We start from the raw sequence: 22,185 nt of genomic DNA on the forward strand, positions 1-22,185 counted from the left end.
CTCATAGCCCCGGCCCGCCGGGGCTATTTATCTGGCGCGTTCCATCCGCAGCCTCGATCCGCAGCCTCGTTTAGCAAGCATGCACATTCACATTCTCGGCTCCGCAGCCGGCGGCGGCTTTCCCCAGTGGAACTGCAATTGCGCGAACTGCGCAGGCTTCCGCAATGGCCGCCTCAACGCGAAGGCGCGCACGCAATCGTCGATTGCCGTCTCCGACGACGGCGAATCCTGGATTCTCTGCAACGCCTCGCCCGATATCCGCGCCCAATTGCAGGCATTCGCGCCCATGCAACCGGGCCGCGCACTGCGTGACACCGGCATCGCCGCCATCGTGCTGATGGACAGCCAGATCGACCACACGACCGGGCTGCTGAGCCTGCGCGAAGGCTGCCCGCACGAAGTCTGGTGCACCGACATGGTTCATGAAGACCTGAGCACTGGCTTCCCGATCTTCCCGATGCTCACGCACTGGAACGGCGGCCTGCGCTGGAACCCGATCGTCTCCGGCGAAGCCTTCACGATCGCCGCGTGCCCGAACCTGCGCTTCACGCCGTTCGCGCTGCGCAGCGCCGCGCCGCCTTATTCGCCGCATCGGCATGACCCGCATCCGGGCGACAACATCGGCCTCGTGATCGAAGACACGCGCACGGGCGGCAAGCTGTTTTACGCACCGGGCCTGGGCGAAGTCGACGAAGCGCTGCTCGCGCGCATGCACGAAGCCGATTGCCTGCTCGTCGACGGCACGCTCTGGCACGACGACGAAATGCAGCGCCGCGGCGTCGGCACGCGCACGGGCCGCCAGATGGGCCACCTCGCGCAAAGCGGCCCCGGCGGCATGCTCGAAGTACTGGAGCAGTTCCCGAACGCCCGCAAGATTCTCACGCACATCAACAACACGAACCCGATCCTCGACGAAGATTCGGCGGAGCGCGCCGAACTCGCGCTGCGTCACGTCGAAGTCGCTTTCGATGGCATGAGCATCGACCTGTAATAACCCGCGCGGCGCGCGAGATGTCTGCGCGCCGCCTTGCATTTCACTGCTGCACGCTGTGCGCAGCAGCATTCATTGGAATTGGACAGAATCATGAGCCAGGCCGCCCTCACTCCCGAACAATTCGAACAGGCCTTGCGCGCAAAGGGCGCGTTCTATCACATCCACCACCCGTATCACGTGGCGATGTACGAAGGCCGCGCGACCCGCGAACAGATCCAGGGCTGGGTGGCGAACCGCTTCTACTATCAGGTCAATATCCCGATGAAGGACGCGGCAATCCTCGCCAACTGTCCCGACCGCGAAGTGCGCCGCCAGTGGATCCAGCGCCTGCTCGATCACGACGGCGCGCCGGGCGAGGACGGCGGCATCGAGGCGTGGCTGCGCCTGGGTGAAGCCGTCGGGCTCGACCCCGACCAGCTGCGTTCGCAGGAACTGGTGCTGCCGGGCGTGCGCTTCGCCGTGGATGCGTACGTGAATTTCGCGCGCCGCGCCAGCTGGCAGGAAGCGGCAAGCAGTTCGCTCACCGAACTGTTTGCGCCGCAGATCCATCAGTCGCGCCTGGACACGTGGCCGAAGCATTACCCGTGGATCGACCCGCGCGGCTACGAATATTTCCGCTCGCGCCTGGGCCAGGCGCGCCGCGACGTGGAGCACGGCCTGCACATCACGCTGCAGCACTACACGACGTATGAAGCCCAGCAGCGTATGCTGGAGATCCTGCAATTCAAGCTCGACATTCTCTGGACGATGCTCGACGCGATGTCAATGGCCTATGAACTGGGCCGCCCGCCCTACCATACGGTCACGACCGAACGCGCCTGGCACAAGGGAATTGCACTGTGAACACTGGGAGCACGATGAACACGCCCTTCGACCGCAACCTCAAACCCGTCTGGCGACGCGGCTACCGCTTTCAGTTCGAGCCCGCGCAAAACGCGCACGTCCTGCTCTATCCTGAAGGCATGATCAAGCTGAACGACAGCGCCGCCGCCATCGGCGGCCTGATCGACGGCGAGCGCAGCGTCGCGGCCATCGTGGCGCACCTGGACACGCAATTCCCGGGCGTGCCCGAACTGGGCGAAGACGTCGAGCAATTCATGCTGGTCGCCCGCGAAAAGCACTGGATCGATCTTGTCTGACCAAAGCCTCACTGCCAGCCTGCCCGCCACCGCCGCTCAACCCGCCGTGGGCCTGCCCCTGTGGCTGCTCGCGGAGGTGACCTACCGTTGCCCGCTGCAATGCCCTTACTGCTCCAATCCGCTCGACTTCGCGCGTCAGGGCGAGGAGCTGAGCACGGAGCAATGGATCCGCGTGATGACCGAAGCGCGCCAGATGGGCGCCGCACAGATCGGTTTTTCCGGCGGCGAGCCGCTGGTGCGCAAGGATCTCGTGGAGCTGATCGCGCACGCGCGCAAGCTCGGCTACTACACGAACCTCATCACCTCGGGCATTGGCCTGAACGAGCAGAAACTCGCCGATTTCCAGCGCGCCGGGCTCGATCACATCCAGATCAGCTTCCAGTCCAGCGACGAGGAAGTGAACAACATGCTCGCCGGTTCGGGCAAGGCGTTCGCGCAGAAGCTCGCGATGGCGCGCGCCGTGAAGGCGCACGGCTACCCGATGGTGCTGAACTTCGTCACGCACCGCTACAACATCGACGATATCGACCGCATCATCGAGCTGTGCATCGCGCTGGAAGCCGATTTCGTCGAACTGGCGACCTGCCAGTTCTACGGCTGGGCCAAGCTCAACCGCGAGATGCTGCTGCCCACACGCGAACAGCTCGAACGCGCGGAGCGCATCACCAACGAGTATCGTGCAAAGCTGGAAGCGAGCGGCAACCCGTGCAACCTGATCTTCGTGACTCCTGATTACTACGAGGAGCGCCCGAAGCCCTGCATGGGCGGCTGGGGCAGCATTTTCCTCACGGTCACGCCGGATGGCACGGCGCTGCCCTGTCACGGCGCGCGCATGCTGCCCATCGATTTCCCCAACGTGCGCGACCACGACCTGCGCCACATCTGGTACGAATCGTTCGGCTTCAACCGCTTTCGCGGCAACGCGTGGATGCCCGAGCCGTGTCGCTCGTGCGACGAGAAAGAGAAGGACTTCGGCGGCTGCCGCTGCCAGGCCTTCATGCTGACCGGCGACGCCGCCAATACCGACCCGGTCTGCAGCAAGTCGTCCGAGCACCGCATCATCCTGCAAGCCCGCAGCGAAGCCGAAAAACCCGTCCAACCGATCCAGCGACTCATCTTCCGCAATGACAGGAACTCCCGAGAACTCGGCAAGCCCTGAGCGCGTCAGCGCCGAACAGGCCGTCGCCGCCGGCAAGGACTTTGGCGAACTGGCTGCGTCGGCGCGCGGCGTATTCTGGAGCGCCTACGACCCCGCCGATGCAGCCACGCGCATCTGGTACTGGAACCGTGAATCGAACCGCGAATCGGCAGCGCGCTGCCTGACGCCGGATGGCTTCAGCGTGCGCGGGCGCGTCTATGAATACGGCGGCGGCGCCTTCTGCATTACTGAGGATGCCGTAGTATTCGCCAACGAAAAAGACCAGCGCCTCTATCGCCAGCCGATCGACGGCGATGCAGCACCCGTCGCGCTCACCGAGCCGGGTTGCCGCTACGGCGACCTGCGCTACAGCAGCGGCGCAGTGCTCGCGGTGGAAGAAGACGGCGGCACGCATCGCCTCGTATCGATCGCGCTTGCGGACGGCGCCCGCACGGTGCTCGCAGAAGGCGCGGACTTTTACGCCGCGCCCTGCCTGCGCGCCGATGGCCGGCGCCTCGCATGGATCGAATGGTCACGCCCGCATCAGCCGTGGACGGCAACACGGTTGTGCAGCAGCGAGCGTGCGACGGGCGACAACAACAGTGCGTGGCAAGCGCCGCGCACGCTTGCAGGCAGCAGTATTGAAGACGCGCTGCAACAGCCGCAGTTCGACGCTCATGGCACGCTCTTTTGCCTGAGCGATCGTGGCGGCTTCTGGCAGCCGTGGCGCGAGCAGGACGGCGCGCTGCAGGCGCTGCCCGCAGCACCGGCCGATCACGCCGCCGCGCCGTGGCAACTGGGCGGGTGCAGCTGGATCGCGCTCGACGATGGATCGAGCCTTGGCGCATGGAGCGACGAAGGCTGGGGCATCCTCGGCTATCGTGCCGCCGACGGCGCATTGCGCACGCTTGCGCCGCAATACAGCCGCTTTCGCAATCTCGCGGCGGACGGGCAACACTTTTACTGCCTCGCTGCGTCGCCCACCTGCCCCGCCGCCGTGCTCGCGATCCGGCGCGACGACTTCAGCGTCCAGGTGCTCGCCGACGTCTCGCCGATGATGCCCGTCGCGCGCATTCCCGTGCCGGAGCCCGTGCGTTTCGCCAGCGGCGGCAGCGAATCGCATGCGTACTTCTACGCGCCGGAGGGCGCTGCGAGCGCGCAAAGCGCGCCGCCCGTCGTCGTGTTCATCCATGGCGGCCCGACCTCGGCCTGCTATCCCGTCTTCGATCCGCGCATTCCCTACTGGACGCAACGCGGCTTCGCCGTCGTCAACCTCAACTACCGCGGCAGCACCGGCTACGGACGCGCCTACCGCCAGGCCCTGCACGAAAGCTGGGGCGTCGTGGACGTCGACGACGCCTGCAACGTCGTCACGCACCTGGCCGCCGCGCAACGCGTGGACGCCGCCCGCGCCTTCATTCGCGGCAGCAGCGCGGGCGGCTACACGACGCTGTGCGCGCTCGCCTTCCGCGATGTGTTTCGCGGCGGCGCGAGCCTCTATGGCGTGAGCGATCCGCTCACGCTGGGCAAGCACACGCACAAGTTCGAGGCCGACTATCTGGACTGGCTGATCGGCGACGCCGTGGCCGACGCCGAACGTTATTGCGAGCGCACGCCGCTGCTGCACGCCGAGCGCATTCGCGTGCCCGTGGCCTTCTTCCAGGGCGAACTGGACGCCGTGGTCACGCCCGACCAGACGCGCAGCATGGTGAGCGCGTTGCAGGCCAACGGCATCCCCACCGAGGCGCACTACTACGCCGACGAGCGCCACGGCTTTCGCAAGGCCGTCAACCAGGCGCACGCACTGCAAGCGGAATACGCGTTCTACTGCGGGATCCTGGAGCAGGCGCCGCTATAACCGGGCGTCCAAAACCGTGCATGCCGATGAGCCAACCTGGTGCGCATCGGCATGCCGGCTGCTGAATTGACACGAGCAGCGAAAGGCACGACGCGCGCAAAACGTTTGCGATCATTTCAGAACGCTTGCTCACGCAACAATCGCGGCCAGACACACAGGCCCAAACATTGCATGCATGCACCGTGATATTCACACTCATGTCACGGAACCCTGCATGTCGAATCCGCAAGCCATTGTCGATCTCACGCACGAAGTCAAACGCCTTGCCACCAGCAAGATCAGCGACATCAACGACATCAACCGGGAAACCACCTTTCTCGCGCTGAACGCGCTCATCGAAGCGGCGCGCGCGGGCGATGCAGGCAAAGGCTTTGCCGTGGTCGCCAACCAGGTCAAGCACGTGTCGCGCCGCATCTCCGAGATCACGACGGCGCTGAACAAGGATCTGGCAGGCTCGCTCTCCACGCTCACGCAACTGGGCGACAGCATGATCGACCGCCTGCGCTCGCACGATGGCCAGCGTTGCGCCGACCTCGCGCTCAACATGATCGACGTGATCGACCGCAATCTCTACGAGCGCTCCTGCGACGTGCGCTGGTGGGCCACCGATTCCGCCGTGGTCGAATGCCTCGCGGCACGCAACGCGGCCGATGCCGCCGATGCTGCCACGCAAGCAGCGCACGCCGCCGAACGGCTCTCCGTGATACTCGACAGCTACACGGTGTATCGCGACCTCTGGGTGATCGACGAACACGGCGTCGTGATCGCAAACGGACGCCACGGGCAATATCCCGTGCGCGGCCAGAACGTCAGCGAAACCGCCTGGTTCAGGTCGGCGATGAAAACGAAATCGGGCGCGGACTATGTCGCCGCCGATATCGAGACGCTCGCGCCGCTGCGCCAGGCGCAGGTCGCGACCTACGCAACGGCGATCCGCGAGCACGGCCGCGCGAATGGCCGCGTGCTGGGCGTGCTGGCGGTCTTCTTCGACTGGGCGCCGCAGGCGGGCGCGGTCGTCAAAGGCGTGCGCCTGAGCGACGAGGAATGGAGCCGCACGCGCTGCATGATCGTCGATTCGACGTTTCGCGTGCTTGCCTCGTCCGACGACAAGGGGATCCTCGACGAGCGCTTCCGCTTGCAGGTGGAAGGCAAGCAGGCGGGTTACTATCGGGCGCACGACGGCACCGTCGTGTCGTTTGCGGCGACGCCCGGTTATGAGACCTATCGCGGACTCGGCTGGTACGGCGTGATCTGCCAGAAGCCCGCGCAAAACGCCTAGTTTTTACTGCGCGCCGCAGGACAGGTCGCCTTCCTTGCAGTGCACCTGGGCGTCGAGGCGGCGGGTCTGCTCCTGCGTCAGTTCGTCGATGCACAGTCCGTACATCGACGAATTGATGCTGCCGCCAGTCGTGCCCATGGTGTTGAATTCGCATTGCGCGTCGCGCCATGCCACCCAGGCGCGCTGCGCCTTGCGCAGCTGGTTTGCGCCGTTCTTGCTGACTTTCGCCAGCAGCGCCTTATAGGTCTCGTTGAGTTTCGCGTCGTCGGCGTTCATGGCGCGGCCGACGCACTCGTCCATCGCGAGTTGCGTGGGCGCGCTGTTCAGGCATTCGGGCTGGGCAGCGAAACACGATGAAGCAGTGGCAAACACGCTGGATACAAGCAACGCGCTCGCATAATGGCGGGAAAGACGCATGTCACGACACTCCGGATAAGGGTGCGTGACTATGCCATAGATGCCGGGACGCTCAACGCCGGGTGAGCGGCGTTATGCGCGGCGCTGGCGGCGTTCATAAAGCCGCAGCGACGGTCTTGCAGCAGACGCGTCATGGCAACGCAATCATTCAGATATCCGAAGCTTTTTCCGGGCTTCCTTCAACGACTTCGAGCGCCGGGCATCGCGGCGCGAGCCCATCGGCGCGAAGAATCACCGCACCTCGCCCATCGGTGGCCTACACCACTTTGGCCCGCAAGTCGCCTGCGCGCGAACCGCGGGCTTTTTGTATGATTGCATTTGCATCGATTTCACCCCTTTTGCCCCGTAGAGGGCGCGCTATTGCTTGCAAATGGTTCGCAAATGGCGTGAAAAACCGGTCGATATTCCCGCTTGACCCGCATCGACCCACGAACCATCGGAAAGAATCGGAAAATAATGCCTGCACTGAATGCGATCGACCCGTTGCGTTTCAAACGCATCATCCAAAGAAACGTCGCACTGCCGCTGCTCGCGGGCTTCGCGACCGCCGTGGCGTTTGTCGCGCTGATCGCCTATCTCGTCTCGACGATGAACTGGGCCGAGCACTCGGAACGCGTGATTGGCGAAGCCTACGAACTGCTGCGCGTGCAGGCCGACCGCGAATCGAGCCTGCGTGGCTTCCTGCTCAACGGCGACGAGCGCGGACTCGCGCCATTCGAGGTCGGCCGCCCGCGCTTCGAGGCGCAGGTGGGCAGCCTGTCGGAGCTTGTCGCCGACAACCCGCCGCAGGTGGAGCGCCTCAAGCGCATCCTCGCGCTCTCGCACCAGTGGGACGAGTCCGCGATCCAGGCGGTGCAACTGCGCCGCGATCACGACGCCGTGCTCGCCACCGTGCAGAACGACAAGGGCCAGCCGAGCGCCGACGCGCTGCGCCGCGACTTCGCCGACTTTCTCGCCGAAGAAGGCCGCCTGCGCGAAGCGCGCACGACGGCCGCGCGCAGCCTCACCTTCACGACGGTGGCCGTTTTCCTCGCGCTCACGGTGTTCGTGAACGGCCTGCTCGCGTTCCTCGGGCGCCGCGAACTGACCGCGCTCTCCTCCACCTACGACGGCGCGCTGCGCGGCCAGGCCGAACAGGCCGAAGCGCTCGCGGAACAGGTGTGGTTCCGCTCGGGCCAGCGCCTGCTCGCCGAAAGCGGCATGGGCAAGGAGGCGCTTGCCGAGGTGGGCGGCGCGATGCTCGACTGCCTGGCGGGCTACCTGAGCGCGAGCGTCGCGACGCTTTATGTGCGCGACGGCCACGATGCCTCGCTGCGCCGCGTGGCGACGTTCGGCTTCGGCGAGGAAAGCGGCTACAACGTGCCGATGCTGCAAAGCGGCCAGACGCTGGTGGGCCAGGCCGCCGCCTCGCGCCGCGTGATCGAGCTGCGCGAAGCGCCCGCCGGCTATCTGAAGGTGGAATCGGGGCTGGGATCGGCCACGCCCACGTCGCTGCTGATTGCGCCGATCGACGCGACCGGCCAGATCAACGGCGTGGTCGAGCTGGCCTTCATGCGCGCGCTGCTGCCGCGCGACACCGAATTCCTCACGCGCGTCGCGGGCACGATGGGCGACCTGGTCGAGGCCGCGATTTCGCGCGAACGCCTCCAGGTCGCGTACGCCGACGCGCAGCAGCTCAACCACGAGCTCCAGGTGCAGCAGGAAGAGCTGCGCGTGGCCAACGAAGGCCTGGAAGAACGCGGCCGCGCGCTGATGGATTCGCAGGCGCGGCTCGAAGCGCAGCAGGTCGAGCTGGAACAGACCAACGTGCAACTGGAGGAATACGCGCGGCGCCTGGAGACGCAAAAGAGCGAACTCGAACGCGCCCAGGGCGAACTCACGCGCAACGCGGAACGCCTCGCGCAGTCGAGCCGCTACAAGTCCGAATTCCTCGCCAACATGTCGCACGAGCTGCGCACGCCGCTCAATAGCTCGCTGATCCTCGCGAAGCTGCTGCAGCAGAACCGCAGCGGCAATCTCAGCGAAGAACAGGTGCGTTACGCGGCCACCATCCACGCGTCGAACACCGACCTGCTCGCGCTCATCAACGACATTCTCGATCTGTCCAAGGTCGAGGCGGGCCAGGTCCAGCTCCTGCTGGAAACGGTGAAGCTCGACGATGTGACGTCGTCGCTGCATGAGACCTTCGCGCCGCTCGCGCGCGAGAAGCGCGTGGCGCTCACCATCGACCGCCTGCCCGGCGTCGCGGACACGCTCACGACCGACGGCCAGCGCGTGCTGCAGATCCTGCGCAACCTGCTGTCCAACGCGCTGAAGTTCACGGCGCAGGGCGAGGTGTCGCTCACGGTCTCGCCGGTCGATGCGAACGTGGTGCGCTTCGACGTGCGCGACACCGGCATCGGCATTCCCGCAGAAAAGCTGGAGATGATCTTCGAGGCCTTCCAGCAGGCCGACGGCTCGACGAGCCGCGAATACGGCGGCAGCGGCCTGGGGCTGTCGATCTCGCGCGAGCTGGCGCGCCTGCTGGGCGGGCGCATCGGCGTGGCGAGCGAGCCGGGCGTGGGCAGCGTGTTCACGCTCTGGCTGCCGCTCGACAGCACGGCCGCCGCGAAGCTCGCGCAGGCCGAAGACGCGGCAAACGCCGTGGTCGCACGCCCGCGCGCCGCCGCCACGCATGCCGCGCCGGTTCGCGCCGAAGCGATTGCCGAAACGGCGGTCGCCGAAGCCGCCACCACGCTCAACGCCGCCGCACGCGCGGGCGAGGCCATCGTGGCCGCCAGCACCGCCGCCGCGCACGCCGTCTCGCCCATCGCCGACGACCGCGCGCAGCGCCATCACGGCAAGCGCGCGATCCTCGTGATCGAAGACGACCTTTCCTTCGCCGAAATCCTGCGCGACCTCGTCCACGAACTGCAATTCGATTTCCTGCACGCCGCCGACGCCGCCACCGGCTTCGCGATGGTCAAGGACGAAGCGCCAGTCGCCGTGCTGCTCGACGTGGGCCTGCCCGACCGCTCGGGCCTGTCGGTGCTCGAATGGCTCAAGAGCGATCCGCTCACGCGCCATATTCCGGTGCACATCGTCTCGGCGACCGACCATGCCGACAAGGCGCTGCATCTGGGCGCGATCGGCTACACGCTCAAGCCCACGGCGCGCAGCACGCTCGAAGCGGCGATCCGCCGGCTCGAATCGCGCCTTGAGCAGCGCGTCAAGCGCGTGCTGGTGATCGAGGACGACTACGCGATGCGCGAAAGCATCCGTGCGCTGCTGGTGGGCGACGGCGTCGAAATCGTCGCGGTGGGCACGCTCGCGGACGCGCATGCGCAGATCGCGCAAGGCGCGTTCGACTGCATCGTGACCGACCTCACGCTGCCCGACGGCACCGGCTACGACCTGCTGGAAACGCTCGCGGGCGATGCGGGCGTCGCGCCCCTGCCGGTGATCGTCTACACGGGCCGCATGCTCTCCGACGACGACGAGCAGCGCCTGCGCCGCTATTCGAAGTCCATCATCATCAAGGGCGCGCGCTCGCCCGAACGCCTGCTCGACGAAGTCACGCTGTTCCTGCACAGCGTGGAATCGCAGCTCGCGCCCGAACAGCAGCGCATGCTGCGCGCGGTGCGCCAGCGCGACGACACCTTCGAAGGCAAGACGATCCTGCTGGCCGAGGACGACGTGCGCAACATCTTCGCGCTCTCGCATGTGATCGAGCCGCTGGGCGCGAAGCTGCTGATCGCCCGCAATGGCCGCGAGGCGCTGGAGATGCTGGGCGGCCAGGAGCGCATCGACCTCGTGCTGATGGACGTGATGATGCCGGAGATGGACGGCCTCGCCGCCATGCGCGCGCTGCGCACCGACGCGCGCTTCACGCACGCCGCGCGCCTGCCGGTGATCGCGCTCACGGCGAAGGCAATGGCCGACGACCGCCAGCGCTGCCTGGAAGCGGGCGCGGACGACTACGTTTCCAAACCCATCGACGTGGACAAGCTGGTGTCGCTGTGCCGCGTCTGGCTGCGCAAGTAAGACCATGACCGATCCGACCCAGAACCTGGGCGCGCACGCCGCCCGCCCCTCGCTGAGCCTGTTCGACATCGAGTTGCGCCTGCTGCTCGAAGCGATCTACCTGCGCTACCAGCACGACTTCCGGCACTACTCGCTGCCGTCGCTGCGCCGCCGCCTGGAAGAAGCGCGGCGCGACTTCGGCGTGGCGTCGCTGAGCCAGTTGCAGGATCGCGTATTGCGCAGCCCCGAGGACTTCTCGCGCCTGTTCGGCTACATGACGATCCAGGTGAGCGACATGTTCCGCGACCCGGAATACTTTCTCGCGCTGCGCCAGCACGTGCTGCCGGTGCTGCAGACCTATCCGTCGCTCAAGGTGTGGGTCGCGGGCTGCAGCTCGGGCGAGGAACTCTGGTCGCTCAAGATCCTGTTCGAAGAGGAAGGCCTTGCCGAGCGCACGATTTTCTACGCCACGGACATCAGCCCGCAGGCGCTGGAACGCGCGGAATCCGCCATCTATCCGGTCGACCGTTTCGCGGGCTTCAGCCAGAACTATCTGGCCGCGGGCGGGCGGCGCACGCTGTCCGACTACTATCACGCGGCCTATGGCGGCGCGCGGCTGTCCAGCACGCTCAAGGAGCGCGTGGTGTTCGCCGATCACAGCCTCGCCACCGACGAAGTATTCCTGGAGGCGCACCTGGTGTCGTGCCGCAACGTGCTGATCTATTTCGACCGCCCGTTGCAGGATCGCGCCATCGGCCTGTTCGAGCGTGCGCTGGTGCGACGCGGGTTCCTCGGCCTCGGCAGCAAGGAAAACCTGCGCTTCTCGCAACGCCACGAAGCCTTCGACGAATTCCGCGCCGCCGAACGCATTTACCAGAAGCGCTGAACCCATGTCAGGCCATCAACCCCAGCCCGCCAGAACACGCGCCGAAGCACGCGCCGTCGCGGGAGCGTTCGACGCCGTCGTGATCGGCGCGTCGGCGGGCGGCGTCGACGTGCTCGGCCAGATCCTGCCGATGCTGCCCGCGCATTTCGGCGCGGCCGTGCTGATCGTGCTGCACCTGCCGCCCGCCTCGCCTAGCTTCCTGGCAAGCGCCCTGTCCTCGCGCTGCGCGCTGCCGGTCGCCGAACCCGACGCGGGCGAGCCCATCGTCGGCGGGCGCGTATATGTCGCGCCGCCCGACTATCACATGCTCGTGGAGCGCGTGGGGACGCAGGCGTGCATTGCGCTGTCGATCGGCGGCCCGGTGCGTTACTCGCGGCCTTCCATCGACGTGCTGATGGAATCGGCCGCCGATGTTTATGGCGCGCGCCTGCTGGGCGTGCTGCTCTCGGGCGCCAACGACGACGGCGCGCGCGGCCTGGCCGCGATCCGCGCGGCCGGCGGAACGACCTGGGCGCAGACGCCCGCCACCGCCGCCGCGCCGCAGATGCCCGAAGCCGCCATTGCGCTCGGCGCCGTCGACGCCACCCTGACACCCGCCACACTCGGCGCGCGGCTTGCCGCGTGGCCGCAGATGAAACTGGATTGACCGGATGAACCGCATGAACCTGCCCACCGTCAATGTGCTGATCGTCGATGACATCGAGCACAACCTCACCGCGCTGTCGGCCCTGCTCGCGCGGCCCGAAGTGCGGCTGCTCGTGGCCCGCTCAGGCGTCGAGGCGCTTGAGCACCTGCTCGAACACGACGTCGCCGTCGCGATCCTCGACGTCAACATGCCGGGCATGAGCGGCTTCGAGCTGGCCTCGCTGATCCGCGGCAGCCCGCGCACCGCGCACGTGCCGATCATCTTCCTCACGGCCACTTCGCAGGATGCGCTGCGCACCTTCCAGGGCTACGAGGCGGGCGCGGTCGACTTCCTCTACAAGCCCATCGAGCCGCGCATCGTGCAATCGAAGGTCGGCATCTTCGTGCAGCTCGAAATGCAGAAGCGCCAGCTCGCCGAGCAGCTCGCGGCCACGCGCCAGATGCTCGAAGCGAACGAGATGCTGATGGCCGTGCTTAGCCACGATTTGCGCACGCCGCTGTCGGCGGTGATGAGTTCGGCGGAATACCTGATGCGCGCGTCCACCGACGAGAAGACCATCGCCGTGGGACGCCGGATCGAACATTGCGGACGGCGCATGTCGCGCATGGTCGAGCAGTTGCTCAACCTCGCGCGCCTGCAGGGCGGGCGGCTGCCGCTGCGGCGCTCGGACGTACAGCTCGACACGCTCTGCCAGTCGGTGATCGAGGAGTTCACCGCGAACACGGCGGCGGTCGCGGACGGCCGCGTCGTGTTCGAGTCGCAGGGCGACCTTGCGGGCCATTGGGACTCCGATCTGATTGCCCAGGCCGTGTCGAATCTCGTCTTCAACGCGCTCACCCACGGCGAAGCCGACGCGCCCGTGCGCGTGCGAGCAAGCGGCGAATCGCCCGCCGAAGCGCTCGTGACCGTTGCCAACCGCGGCGCGATTCCCGCCGATGTGATGCCGCTGCTGTTCGGCGCGTTCAGCACGGCGACGCGCGCGGAGCGTCAGGGGTCGGGGCTGGGCCTTGGGCTGCACATCGTGCGTCTGATCGCGCGCACGCATGGCGGCGACGTGAACGTGCTGTCGAACGAAACCGAAGGCACTGTCTTCACCATCCGGTTGCCTCGCGCGCCGCAACAGGGTGCGCCGACGAGCGAGCTTGCGGTGATCTGAGTTGCACCAGGAGGGCGCGCAATTCGCGTGCCCTCCTGCGTTTTACTTCTTGCCTTCCGTGCGGCTCGCCACATTGCGTGGTACGGCCTGGTGCTACATGGTGCTGCATGGCGCAGACGTATGCCGGTTCAATATCGAGTCCCTGGCATTTTCCCTGACGTTTCCTTTTCCTGTTCACGGCGTGGGCGCGCTACTCGTTTGCGAATGCCTCGCAGAATGCGTCGCGTCTGCAACCGTCAGGTTGTTTCGTCATCGATTTCATCTCCCCTTCGCCTGGCTTAACCCGCACGCACGCCAGGCTGCGGGGGGCTCATCGGCATCGTTCGTCGTCCCTAACATGCTCGCCAGCGCACACATTCGGCTAGCGCGATGCGAATACCTGACTACAATGATCTGGTGCATCGAGTGCGCGCAACACCATAAGAACACCTCGCGCAGCAGGTCAGTTCAGACGTAATCATCGGTCGTGTGACGTTTCGATTCCTTCTTCATGGAGGCATGCCCATGACGTGCCTGAACGAAAGGATGGTCGGCGCCGCTTTGCTCGTGCTAAGCGGTTCTGCATTCGCGGGCGGTGCCGCGACCGACCTGCCCGAGGCGATGACCGTCGCCAATATCGCGCCGCCGCTGCCGGTCGAAGTCGGCACGCCCGTGCCCGAAACGCAGGCCTACCTGTTCCACTACGAGATGGAATACCAGGCAAGCCAGCCCAAGGCCTTCTTCGCGCAGATGGATCAGTTCTATAGCGCCCAGCTTGGCCACACTTATACGTTCGTTAAAAAGGCCGCACCGGGATCGGGCGCCGGCACGGCCGCTGCCGACGCAACGCCTGCCGCGCAGTTCCTCGATACCGGCGCGTCCACCGCGCCGCAAATCTCCATCGTCCAGTTGCCGTCTTCGAACACGGCGCTTGGCGCTGCGCCGCAGCGCAGGCTGTCGCTGACCGTCGACGACTGGGTCTTCTCCGGCACCGCGCGCGTGGCCGTGCTGCACTCGCACGATTCCGGCGCGACGCTGACGGTGCGCCACGGGTTCTGACTCTTCCAGGATTCTTGCAGGCGCATTCCATCGTCGGACGATTAGCGGGCGCGCGCCGTGCTCTCCGGTTCGTAGAGCATCGCGAGAACCCTGATGGAAGACGTCAAGACAGCGCTCGCAGCCGAGCCCGACAACCCGTTCGAATTTCTCCCCGTCCACGGCGAGATGGCGCGGCGGGTGCGCGCGTACGACTGGGCGGGCACCTCGCTGGGCGGCCCGGGCGGCTGGTCGCCGAGCCTGCGCGCGGCGCTGAGCGTGTGCCTCAGTTCGCGCTTTCCCATCGTGATCTGGTGGGGCAGCGACTATCGCATTCTTTACAACGATGCTTACATTCCCTTTCTGGGCGCGGCCAGGCATCCGGTCGCGCTCGGCCAGCCGGGCAGCGAATGCTGGGGCGAGATCTGGCCGACCATCGGCCCGATGCTCGAAGGCGTCACGCGCAAAGGCAAGGCCGTCTGGTCGGACGACGGCCAGTACTTCTTCGAACGCGACCTGCCGCTCGAAGAGGTCTATCTCACCTGCACCTACGGGCCGATCCTCGCGGCCGACGGGCACACCGTCGAAGGCGTGTTCTGTCCGTGCACCGAGACCACCGAGCGCGTTGTGAGCGCGCGGCGGCTGGAGACGCTACGCATGCTGGGCATGCACGCGCCACAGACCCGTGGCATTGTCGCGGCCTGCGAGCATGTGACCGGCGTGCTCGCGCAGAACCGCCACGACGTGCCGTTTGCCATCGTCTATCGCTGCCACACGGACTCCCACGCACGCACGGCCGATACGCGCTTCGAACGGCTCGCCTCGACCGGCCTCGCGAACGCCCCGGCGGCGCACGACAGCGGCGCGTGGCCGCTCAATGAAGTGCTTCGCACAGGCCGCGCGGTCGACGTCGATCTGGCCGCGCGCGGCCTCGAAGCGCCGGGCGGCGCGTGGCCCGAAGTCTGCGCCGCAGCGCGCGTGCTGCCGCTGCGCTGGGGCAGCGACACCAGCATCGACGGCCTGATCGTGCTGGGCGTGAGCCCGCGCCGCCCGCTCGAAAACGCCTACGGCACTTTCCTCGACCTGGTCGCCGGGCAGACTGGCTCGGCGCTCGCCGGCGCGCTCGCCTACGAGCAGGAGCGCCGCGACGCCGAAATCGACCTCGCAAGGACAGCCTTTGTCTCCAGCACGAGCCACGCGTTGCGCACGCCGCTCGCGCTGCTGCTCGGCCCGCTTGAGGATGGGCTCGCGCAGCCGGACGCGCCCTGGCCGCGCGAGCGCGTCGAGTCGCTTCATCGCAACGCGCGGCACGTGCAAGAGATTGTCGATTCGCTCGTCGATTCGCTGCCCGAGTTCTCTCACGACGTCTCCCACGGCGCAGACGGCCGCGTGCGCGAGCAGACCCGCGAAGCCCAGCACGCCAACGAAAAACGCCTGCTGACCATCATCGAGCAGTTGCCCGCGGGCGTCGGCGTGCTGGATCCGGGCGGCAAGTGGATCTTGAGCAACGCCGCGATGAAGCGCTGGCTGCCGGTGGGCATTCCGTCCATGCAGGCCGAGCAGATCCCGCGCTGGCGTGCATGGGACGCGCAGGGCAACCCGGTTGCGCCCGACAACTGGCCCGGCAAGCGCGCGCTGCGCGGCGAAACGGTCATGCCTGGCATCGAGATGCGCTACACCGACGACGATGGCGAGCAGCACTGGATGCGGGCGAGCGCCGCCCCGCTGCGCGACGTTAGCGCTCGCGTGATAGGCGCCTGCGTGGTCGTGCAGGACATCACGCAGCTCAAGGCCGCCGAACAGGCGCTGCGCGAAGCCGACCGCCGCAAGGACGAATTCCTCGCGACGCTCGCCCACGAACTGCGCAACCCGCTCGCGCCGATCCGCAACGGCCTGCACATCCTGCGCATCGCGGGAGCGGGCGGGGGCCGCAGCGCCACGCAGCGCACCCATGACATGCTGGAGCGCCAGCTCGACCATATGGTTCGCCTCGTGGACGACCTCATGGAGGTCTCGCGCATCACAGGCGGCAAGATCGAGCTGCGCAAGGAAGCCGTCGAACTGGGCGCCGTGCTGCGCGAGGCAGTGGAAACGAGCCGTGCGCTGATCGACACCGCCGGCCACCGGCTCACGGTGAACCTGCCGCCCGAGCCGCTGGTGCTCGACGCCGACCCGGTGCGGCTGGCGCAGATGGTCGCCAATCTGCTCAACAACGCCGCGAAGTACACCGATCCGGGCGGCCAGATCTGGCTCACCGCCCATTGCAACGATCGCGGCGAACGCGGCCGCCAGGCCGTGGTGTCGATCCGCGACACCGGCGTGGGCATTGCGGCGGCGATGCTGCCGAAGGTGTTCGACCTGTTCGTCCAGGGCGAACGCGCGTATAGCCGCGCCCAGGGCGGGCTGGGGATCGGCCTCACACTGGTGCGCAGCCTCGCGGAGCTGCACGGCGGCACCGTCGAGGCGGTGAGCGAAGGTCTAGGGCGCGGCAGCGAATTCGTCGTGCGCCTGCCGATGGCCGCCGCCACACCCGGCCACCGAAACGGCCACGGCCAAGGCAACGCGCCCGACGAGCGGCCCACGCTGCCCGCCCACACGCTGATCGGCTGCAACATCCTGATCGTCGATGACAACCGCGACGCCGCCGATAGCCTGGGCGAGTTGCTCGCACTGCTCGGCGCACAGGTGCGGATCGTGCGCGACGGCCCCGCCGCGCTCGCGATGTTCGATAGCTGGACGCCGCAAGTCGCGCTGCTCGACATCGGCATGCCGGGGATGGACGGCTACGAGGTCGCGCGGCGCGTGCGCGCCCATCCGGCAGGCGCCAGGGTGGTGCTGATCGCGCTGACCGGCTGGGGCCAGGACGAGCACCGGCGGCGCTCGAAAGCTGCGGGCATCGACTTCCACCTGGTCAAGCCCGTGGACATGCGCGCGCTGCATCAACTGCTGATTGCACAGGTGGGACGGCAAGGCTAGGCGCCTCGCTGGAGCGGCGTGGGCGGCGTGAGCGGCGTGGGCGGTGCAGTGGCGCACAACGTGGGCTCCTTCGCGCCATTGCGTGCTTTACACTGGCCCACCTCGACCTCAATCGATCCACCGATGACGCGCCGCTCCACACGCATCGCCTTGCTGGCCCTCCTCCTGCCATTGCCGCTGCTCGCCCACGCGCAAAGCGACGAGCAGATGTGCCGAAACGGTCTGTTTCCCCGCGAAAACACGACGTTTTCTCTGGCCCGGGTCGCCGGGGCCGGCAAGCTCCACTTTCTCGACGACCTGTCGGGCTGCCCCGAAAAAGGCGGCAGTGCATGCGAACAGCGCGCCTACGTACTGCCCGGCGACACCCTGCTGGTGAGCAAGCAGCGAAACGGCTTTCGCTGCGCGTTCTATCCGAACAAGGGCGGCGGATCGGCGGGTTGGGTGACGGAGGATCGCATTGAGGCAATCGCCGTCGATAAGGCGCCCGCCCTGCGGCAATGGACGGGCACGTGGACGGATGGCGACAACAAGATCGTGCTGGGCATGCGCGGCAAGGCGCTGCATGCGACGGGAGAAGCGTACTGGCCGTCGAAGCAGCCGTCCGCGCAGTTTCCCGGCGGCCCGAATCTCGGCGACCTGGAGGCGGTGGCGACCCCGGCCCAAAACACCGTGAAATTCGTGGAAGGCTCTGAGGGCTCCTCAAGCGACGTTTGCCGCGTCAGCGCTTCGCTGGTCGGTGAATGGCTTGTCGTCGGCGACAACCAGATGTGCGGCGGCGAAAACGTGAGCTTCAGCGGCGTCTACCGGCGACAGCGCTAGCCGAAACCGTAAAAGGGTCTTTTGCCTGGGTGGCGCGCGCATACCAACAACATAGCGCGAACGTTCTATGCGCCGCCGCGCCGCTCCCGTACCGTGCATGTCATCCCCGCGCGCGGCCGTGTTCGTCCCTCGCGCCGCGCGAGCCCGATGACACCAGGAGACCCGCATGTCCGAAGCCGTTCGTCCGCACGCCTACGCCCTCACCCTCTCCTGCCCGAGCGCAGCAGGCCAGGTCGCGGCCGTGGCCGCCTTTCTCGACCGCCATCGCTGCTATATCGACGAGCTGACCGTTTTCGACGACGCCGAAAGCACGCGCTTCTTCCTGCGCTGCGTCTTTCACCAGGTCGAAAGCAACGGCGAACAAACCGGCGCCGCAAGCCAGCTGGACATCGCCGCGCTGCGCGACGACTTCGCGCCCACGGGCCGTGCGCACTGCATGGACTGGGCAATTCACGACCTGCGCCGCAGGCCCAAAGTGCTGATCCTTGTTTCGAAGCTCGAACATTGCCTGAACGACCTGCTGTTCCGCTGGCGCGTGGGCGAGCTGGAAATGGAGATCGCAGGCATCGCGTCGAATCATCCGGACTTCGAAGCAATTGCGCAGCAGCACCGGCTGCCGTTCCACCACCTGCCCGTGAATGCGCAGACGCGCGACCAGCAGGAAGCGCAACTGCTCAAGCTGGTCGAGACCAGCGGCGCGGAACTCGTGGTGCTAGCGCGCTATATGCAGATCCTCACGGATGCCACGAGCGCGAAGCTCGCGGGCCGTGCGATCAATATTCACCACTCGTTCCTGCCCGGTTTCAAGGGCGCACGGCCCTATCACCAGGCGCATGCGCGCGGCGTGAAGCTGATTGGCGCGACGGCGCATTTCGTCACCGCCGATCTCGACGAAGGCCCGATCATCGAACAGGAAGTCCAGCGCGTCGATCATGCGTATGGGCCGCAGCGGCTGCTCGCGGTCGGGCGCGACCTGGAATGCGTGACGCTCGCGCGTGCGCTCAAGGCCGTGCTGGAGCATCGCGTGTTTATCAACGGGGCGAGGACTGTCGTGCTTTGAAAGCGGCTTGAAGCGCGGGTTTAATCTCGGCATTAAACACAGCTTGAAGCGCGGTCTAGAGCCAAGTCTAAAAGGCGGATTCAGGCGGTGTTTCAGGCACCGCGCCGCCGCCTCGCTTCGGCGGCGAGTCCGGCAAGCGTGTCGGCGCTCAGACGTTGCGCGATGCGCTGCACATAGTCGTGATGATGCGGCTGCAAAGGCGCGCTCAGGTGTTGCGCCTGCAAATAGCGCAACAGCGCGATGCGTCTATGTCCGCGCGCCATGCTCAACTCCAGCAGGGCGAGCGCGGCCTGGGCGTCGCCCGCGGTGGCGCGTTCTGTGAGTTCGATGGTCTGTGGGCGCATACTGGCGGGCATTGCGGCGTGAGTGTGGCGGGGAATGGCCAGGCTAGCAGGGTGGCCGATCCCCCAGCATCGCCCACCCGCCCGCGACGCCGATAGAACGTGCGCGGCATGGCGCTGGAATCGCGCCGCCGCCGCGCGCATTCGCGATGATTGATGGCGCAAAATGACAAATGCGGGCGCGCCGGATCGGCGACGCTTGCCTGACGGGCTTCGTCCCCCTTTGTCACATTGAACCGCCTCCAACGCAGCACCGAACGACCACCATGCACGCAGAACCCGTCGCGCCCGCTGCATCGCCCGCCTCCTCCGCCCAGGCCGAGGGCCGTATCCGCTTTGGCATCGTGCTGCTGCCGAATTTCACGCTCACGGCCTTCTCGGGCTTCGTCGACATGCTGCGCCTGTCGGCCGACGACGGCGACTTCAGCAAACCGGTGCGCTGCTCGTGGAGCATCGTCGGCGAAACGCTCACGCCGGTGCGGGCAAGTTGCGGCATCCAGATCGCGCCGTGGGAGACCTTCCCGGACGCGGGCGAATTCGATTACGTGGTCGTGGTGGGCGGCCTGCTGCATTCGGGGCCGCAGGCAAGCGAGGAAACGCTGCGCTTCATCCGCGCGGCGGCCCAGCGCGGCGCGACGCTGGTGGGCATCTGCACGGGAGCGTTCACGCTGATGCGCGCGGGCGTGCTGGACGGCCATCGCGTGTGCGTGAGCTGGTTCCACTACTGGGATTTCATCGAGCGCTTTCCGGCCGTCAATGCCGATGCGCTGGTCGCCGACCGCCTGTTCGTGATCGATCGCCGCCGCATCACCTGCTCGGGCGGGCGCGCGTCGATCGACGTTGCCGCCGCCATTCTGCTGCGCCACTTCGACCACGCCACCGTGCAGAAGGCGCTGCGCATCCTGCTGGTCGGCGAGCTGCAAAAGGGCAACGCGCCGCAGCCGCATCCGCCGGGTCTCGACCCGGCCACGCATCCCAAGGTCAAGCGCGCGATCCTGCTGATGGAGCAGCACGTCGGGCGCAACGTGCCGCTAGAAGAACTGGCGGGCAAGCTCAACCTGTCGCCGCGCCAGCTCGAACGGCTGTTCAAGGCCGAAACCGGCAAGAGCCCGCGCACCTTCGCCAACGGCCTGCGCCTGCGCACCGCCGCGTGGCTGCTGACGAGTTCCGACCGCACCGTCGCCGACATCGCGTCGAGCTGCGGCTTCTCCGACGCCTCGCACCTGGGCCGCGAATTCCGCAAGCAGTTTGGCGTGCCGCCGATGATGTTCCGCGAGCAGCGCAGCGGCCAGGAGGACACGCGTATCGAGAGTTTTGACGACTTCATGCGCAGCGGCGTCCCTGCTGGACAGACGCCGCTCGAAGTCGATCCCGATTGAGCCTGCCGACGCCTGCGCGTCAGGCGCGCCCGGCGCGCCGCTCGAAACTGGGCGCATGGCCGAACTGCACGCGATACGCCTTGCTGAAATGACAAGGCGAATTAAAGCCGCAATTCGAGGTGATATGCGCGACCGACATATCGGTGGTGCGCAGCAGTTCGCGCGCGCGTTTGAGGCGCAGCGTCAGGTAGTAATGGGCGGGCGAGATGTTCAGGTACGCCTTGAACATACGCTGCAGATGTCGCTGCGAAAGCCGCACGAGCCGCGCGAGCTCTTCAAGCGAGAGCGGTTCCTTGAGGTTCGCTTCCATCAAGCGCACGACTTCCACGAGTTCGGCGCGAGAAAAACCCACGCGCGCGTCGACGGGAATCGGCTGCAAGTCGCTGGCGCTGCGAATGCGTTCGAGGATGAATTGCTCGGAGACTTTCGCGGCCAACGCCTGACCCAGGCGCGCGCTCACGATATCGAGCATCAGGTCGAGCGGCGCGGTGCCGCCCGTACAGGTCAGGCGGTCGCGATCGACCACGAAAAGCTCATCGGCGAAACGCACGCGCGGGAACTCCTCGTGCAGCGCCGACAGGCTCTCCCAGTGCACCGCGCAACGATAACCGTCGAGCAGGCCGCTGGCCATCAACGCATACGCGCCCGTGCAAATGCCGCCTAGCGGCCTGCCGCTGCGTGCGATCTGCGTCAGCGCGGCGCGCACGCCATCGTCCACCACGTCGCGAATCCGGATGCCGCCGCACACGATCAGCACATCGGGCAGGTTCTCGATATCGAGCGCCTGGGTCGGCCGCACCGTGATGCCGTTGCTCGCGCGCGCGGGCTGGCCGTCCAGCGAGAAAATCGACCAGCGGTAATGCTCGCCGTTGCCGACGTAATTGGCCATGCGCAGCACTTCGACCGCGCTCGAAAACGCGATCATCGAGAAGTGCGGCAAAGTCAGGAAGCCGAAATGCCTGAACGTCGATGCCTGCGACGATGCCTTGTCAGCCTGCGGGGCTGCCTCGGCGAGGTCGACTTCATTTTCCGTACCGATGTCCGTACTGATGTCCGCAATCACATTACGCCCCTTCTCTGG

18 protein-coding genes are annotated in these 22,185 nt (G+C 66.7%); 15 read left to right on the top strand and 3 right to left on the bottom strand.

From position 1 onward, the window contains the following. The first annotated feature begins 79 nt into the window (after positions 1-79). The 6 genes from pqqB (at position 80) to BBA01S_RS09350 (ending at position 6,408) form a co-directional block, all read left to right on the top strand. The gene (pqqB, locus tag BBA01S_RS09325) at positions 80-991 is read left to right on the top strand and encodes a pyrroloquinoline quinone biosynthesis protein PqqB (protein ID WP_027816188.1); all 912 of its coding nucleotides are present in this window, start codon (positions 80-82) and stop codon (positions 989-991) included. A 93-nt stretch (positions 992-1,084) separates the two neighbouring features. Beyond that, entirely contained in the window at positions 1,085-1,837 is a 753-nt protein-coding gene (pqqC, locus tag BBA01S_RS09330; protein WP_027816189.1) for a pyrroloquinoline-quinone synthase PqqC, read from the top strand. A gap of 14 nt (positions 1,838-1,851) precedes the next feature. Continuing rightward, positions 1,852-2,133 carry a pyrroloquinoline quinone biosynthesis peptide chaperone PqqD gene (gene pqqD, locus BBA01S_RS09335; protein ID WP_042296588.1) on the top strand — a complete coding sequence of 94 codons (282 nt, stop codon included), beginning with the start codon at positions 1,852-1,854 and terminating at the stop codon, positions 2,131-2,133. Continuing rightward, complete coding sequence (gene pqqE, locus BBA01S_RS09340; RefSeq protein WP_084162032.1) at positions 2,126-3,292, top strand: pyrroloquinoline quinone biosynthesis protein PqqE; 1,167 nt, start codon at positions 2,126-2,128, stop codon at positions 3,290-3,292. The genes pqqD and pqqE overlap by 8 nt, the downstream gene beginning before the upstream one ends. Continuing rightward, on the top strand, positions 3,258-5,129 hold the full coding sequence (locus BBA01S_RS09345; RefSeq protein ID WP_027816192.1) for an alpha/beta hydrolase family protein: 1,872 nt from the start codon (positions 3,258-3,260) through the stop codon (positions 5,127-5,129). The genes pqqE and BBA01S_RS09345 overlap by 35 nt, the downstream gene beginning before the upstream one ends. Positions 5,130-5,343: 214 nt before the next feature. Then, positions 5,344-6,408, top strand: a complete 1,065-nt coding sequence (locus BBA01S_RS09350; protein WP_027816193.1) for a methyl-accepting chemotaxis protein — start codon at positions 5,344-5,346, stop codon at positions 6,406-6,408. A gap of 3 nt (positions 6,409-6,411) precedes the next feature. Here BBA01S_RS09350 and BBA01S_RS09355 read toward each other — a convergent pair whose 3' ends face one another. After that, positions 6,412-6,825, bottom strand: coding sequence for a lysozyme inhibitor LprI family protein (locus BBA01S_RS09355; RefSeq protein WP_027816194.1), 414 nt, complete (start codon positions 6,823-6,825; stop codon positions 6,412-6,414). A gap of 456 nt (positions 6,826-7,281) precedes the next feature. Between BBA01S_RS09355 and BBA01S_RS09360 the strand changes: the two genes are divergently transcribed. From BBA01S_RS09360 to purU, 8 genes are all read left to right on the top strand, one after another. After that, on the top strand, positions 7,282-10,848 hold the full coding sequence (locus BBA01S_RS09360; RefSeq protein WP_027816195.1) for a response regulator: 3,567 nt from the start codon (positions 7,282-7,284) through the stop codon (positions 10,846-10,848). Between the two features lie 4 nt (positions 10,849-10,852). Continuing rightward, the gene (locus BBA01S_RS09365) at positions 10,853-11,713 is read left to right on the top strand and encodes a CheR family methyltransferase (RefSeq protein WP_042296590.1); all 861 of its coding nucleotides are present in this window, start codon (positions 10,853-10,855) and stop codon (positions 11,711-11,713) included. Between the two features lie 4 nt (positions 11,714-11,717). Further along, positions 11,718-12,359 (top strand): chemotaxis protein CheB, encoded by a 642-nt coding sequence (locus tag BBA01S_RS09370; protein ID WP_027816197.1) that lies wholly within the window; start codon positions 11,718-11,720, stop codon positions 12,357-12,359. Between the two features lie 13 nt (positions 12,360-12,372). Beyond that, positions 12,373-13,515: a hybrid sensor histidine kinase/response regulator gene (locus BBA01S_RS09375; protein ID WP_027816198.1), complete on the top strand. Its 1,143-nt coding sequence runs from the start codon at positions 12,373-12,375 to the stop codon at positions 13,513-13,515. A 504-nt stretch (positions 13,516-14,019) separates the two neighbouring features. Beyond that, a complete protein-coding gene (locus tag BBA01S_RS09380) occupies positions 14,020-14,553 on the top strand; it encodes a hypothetical protein (protein ID WP_027816199.1) in 534 nt (177 codons plus the stop codon). Between the two features lie 93 nt (positions 14,554-14,646). Then, positions 14,647-17,505: a hybrid sensor histidine kinase/response regulator gene (locus BBA01S_RS40685; RefSeq protein WP_052391713.1), complete on the top strand. Its 2,859-nt coding sequence runs from the start codon at positions 14,647-14,649 to the stop codon at positions 17,503-17,505. Positions 17,506-17,628: 123 nt separating this feature from the next. Continuing rightward, positions 17,629-18,324, top strand: a complete 696-nt coding sequence (locus BBA01S_RS09390; RefSeq protein ID WP_027816200.1) for a hypothetical protein — start codon at positions 17,629-17,631, stop codon at positions 18,322-18,324. 166 nt (positions 18,325-18,490) lie between these two features. Next, the gene (gene purU, locus BBA01S_RS09395; protein WP_027816201.1) at positions 18,491-19,384 is read left to right on the top strand and encodes a formyltetrahydrofolate deformylase; all 894 of its coding nucleotides are present in this window, start codon (positions 18,491-18,493) and stop codon (positions 19,382-19,384) included. A 92-nt stretch (positions 19,385-19,476) separates the two neighbouring features. Here the strand turns inward: purU and BBA01S_RS09400 are convergent, their stop codons facing one another. After that, entirely contained in the window at positions 19,477-19,728 is a 252-nt protein-coding gene (locus tag BBA01S_RS09400; RefSeq protein ID WP_042296593.1) for a hypothetical protein, read from the bottom strand. A 263-nt stretch (positions 19,729-19,991) separates the two neighbouring features. Here BBA01S_RS09400 and BBA01S_RS40690 point away from each other — a divergent pair, with 263 nt between their 5' ends. Next, complete coding sequence (locus BBA01S_RS40690; RefSeq protein WP_084162034.1) at positions 19,992-21,104, top strand: GlxA family transcriptional regulator; 1,113 nt, start codon at positions 19,992-19,994, stop codon at positions 21,102-21,104. Positions 21,105-21,123: 19 nt separating this feature from the next. On the opposite strand, the gene BBA01S_RS09410 is transcribed toward BBA01S_RS40690, so the two are convergent. After that, a complete protein-coding gene (locus tag BBA01S_RS09410; protein ID WP_027816203.1) occupies positions 21,124-22,143 on the bottom strand; it encodes a GlxA family transcriptional regulator in 1,020 nt (339 codons plus the stop codon). Positions 22,144-22,185: the final 42 nt, after the last annotated feature.

Origin of the sequence: Paraburkholderia bannensis NBRC 103871 (genome assembly GCF_000685015.1) — a bacterium.
Classification (GTDB): domain Bacteria; phylum Pseudomonadota; class Gammaproteobacteria; order Burkholderiales; family Burkholderiaceae; genus Paraburkholderia; species Paraburkholderia bannensis.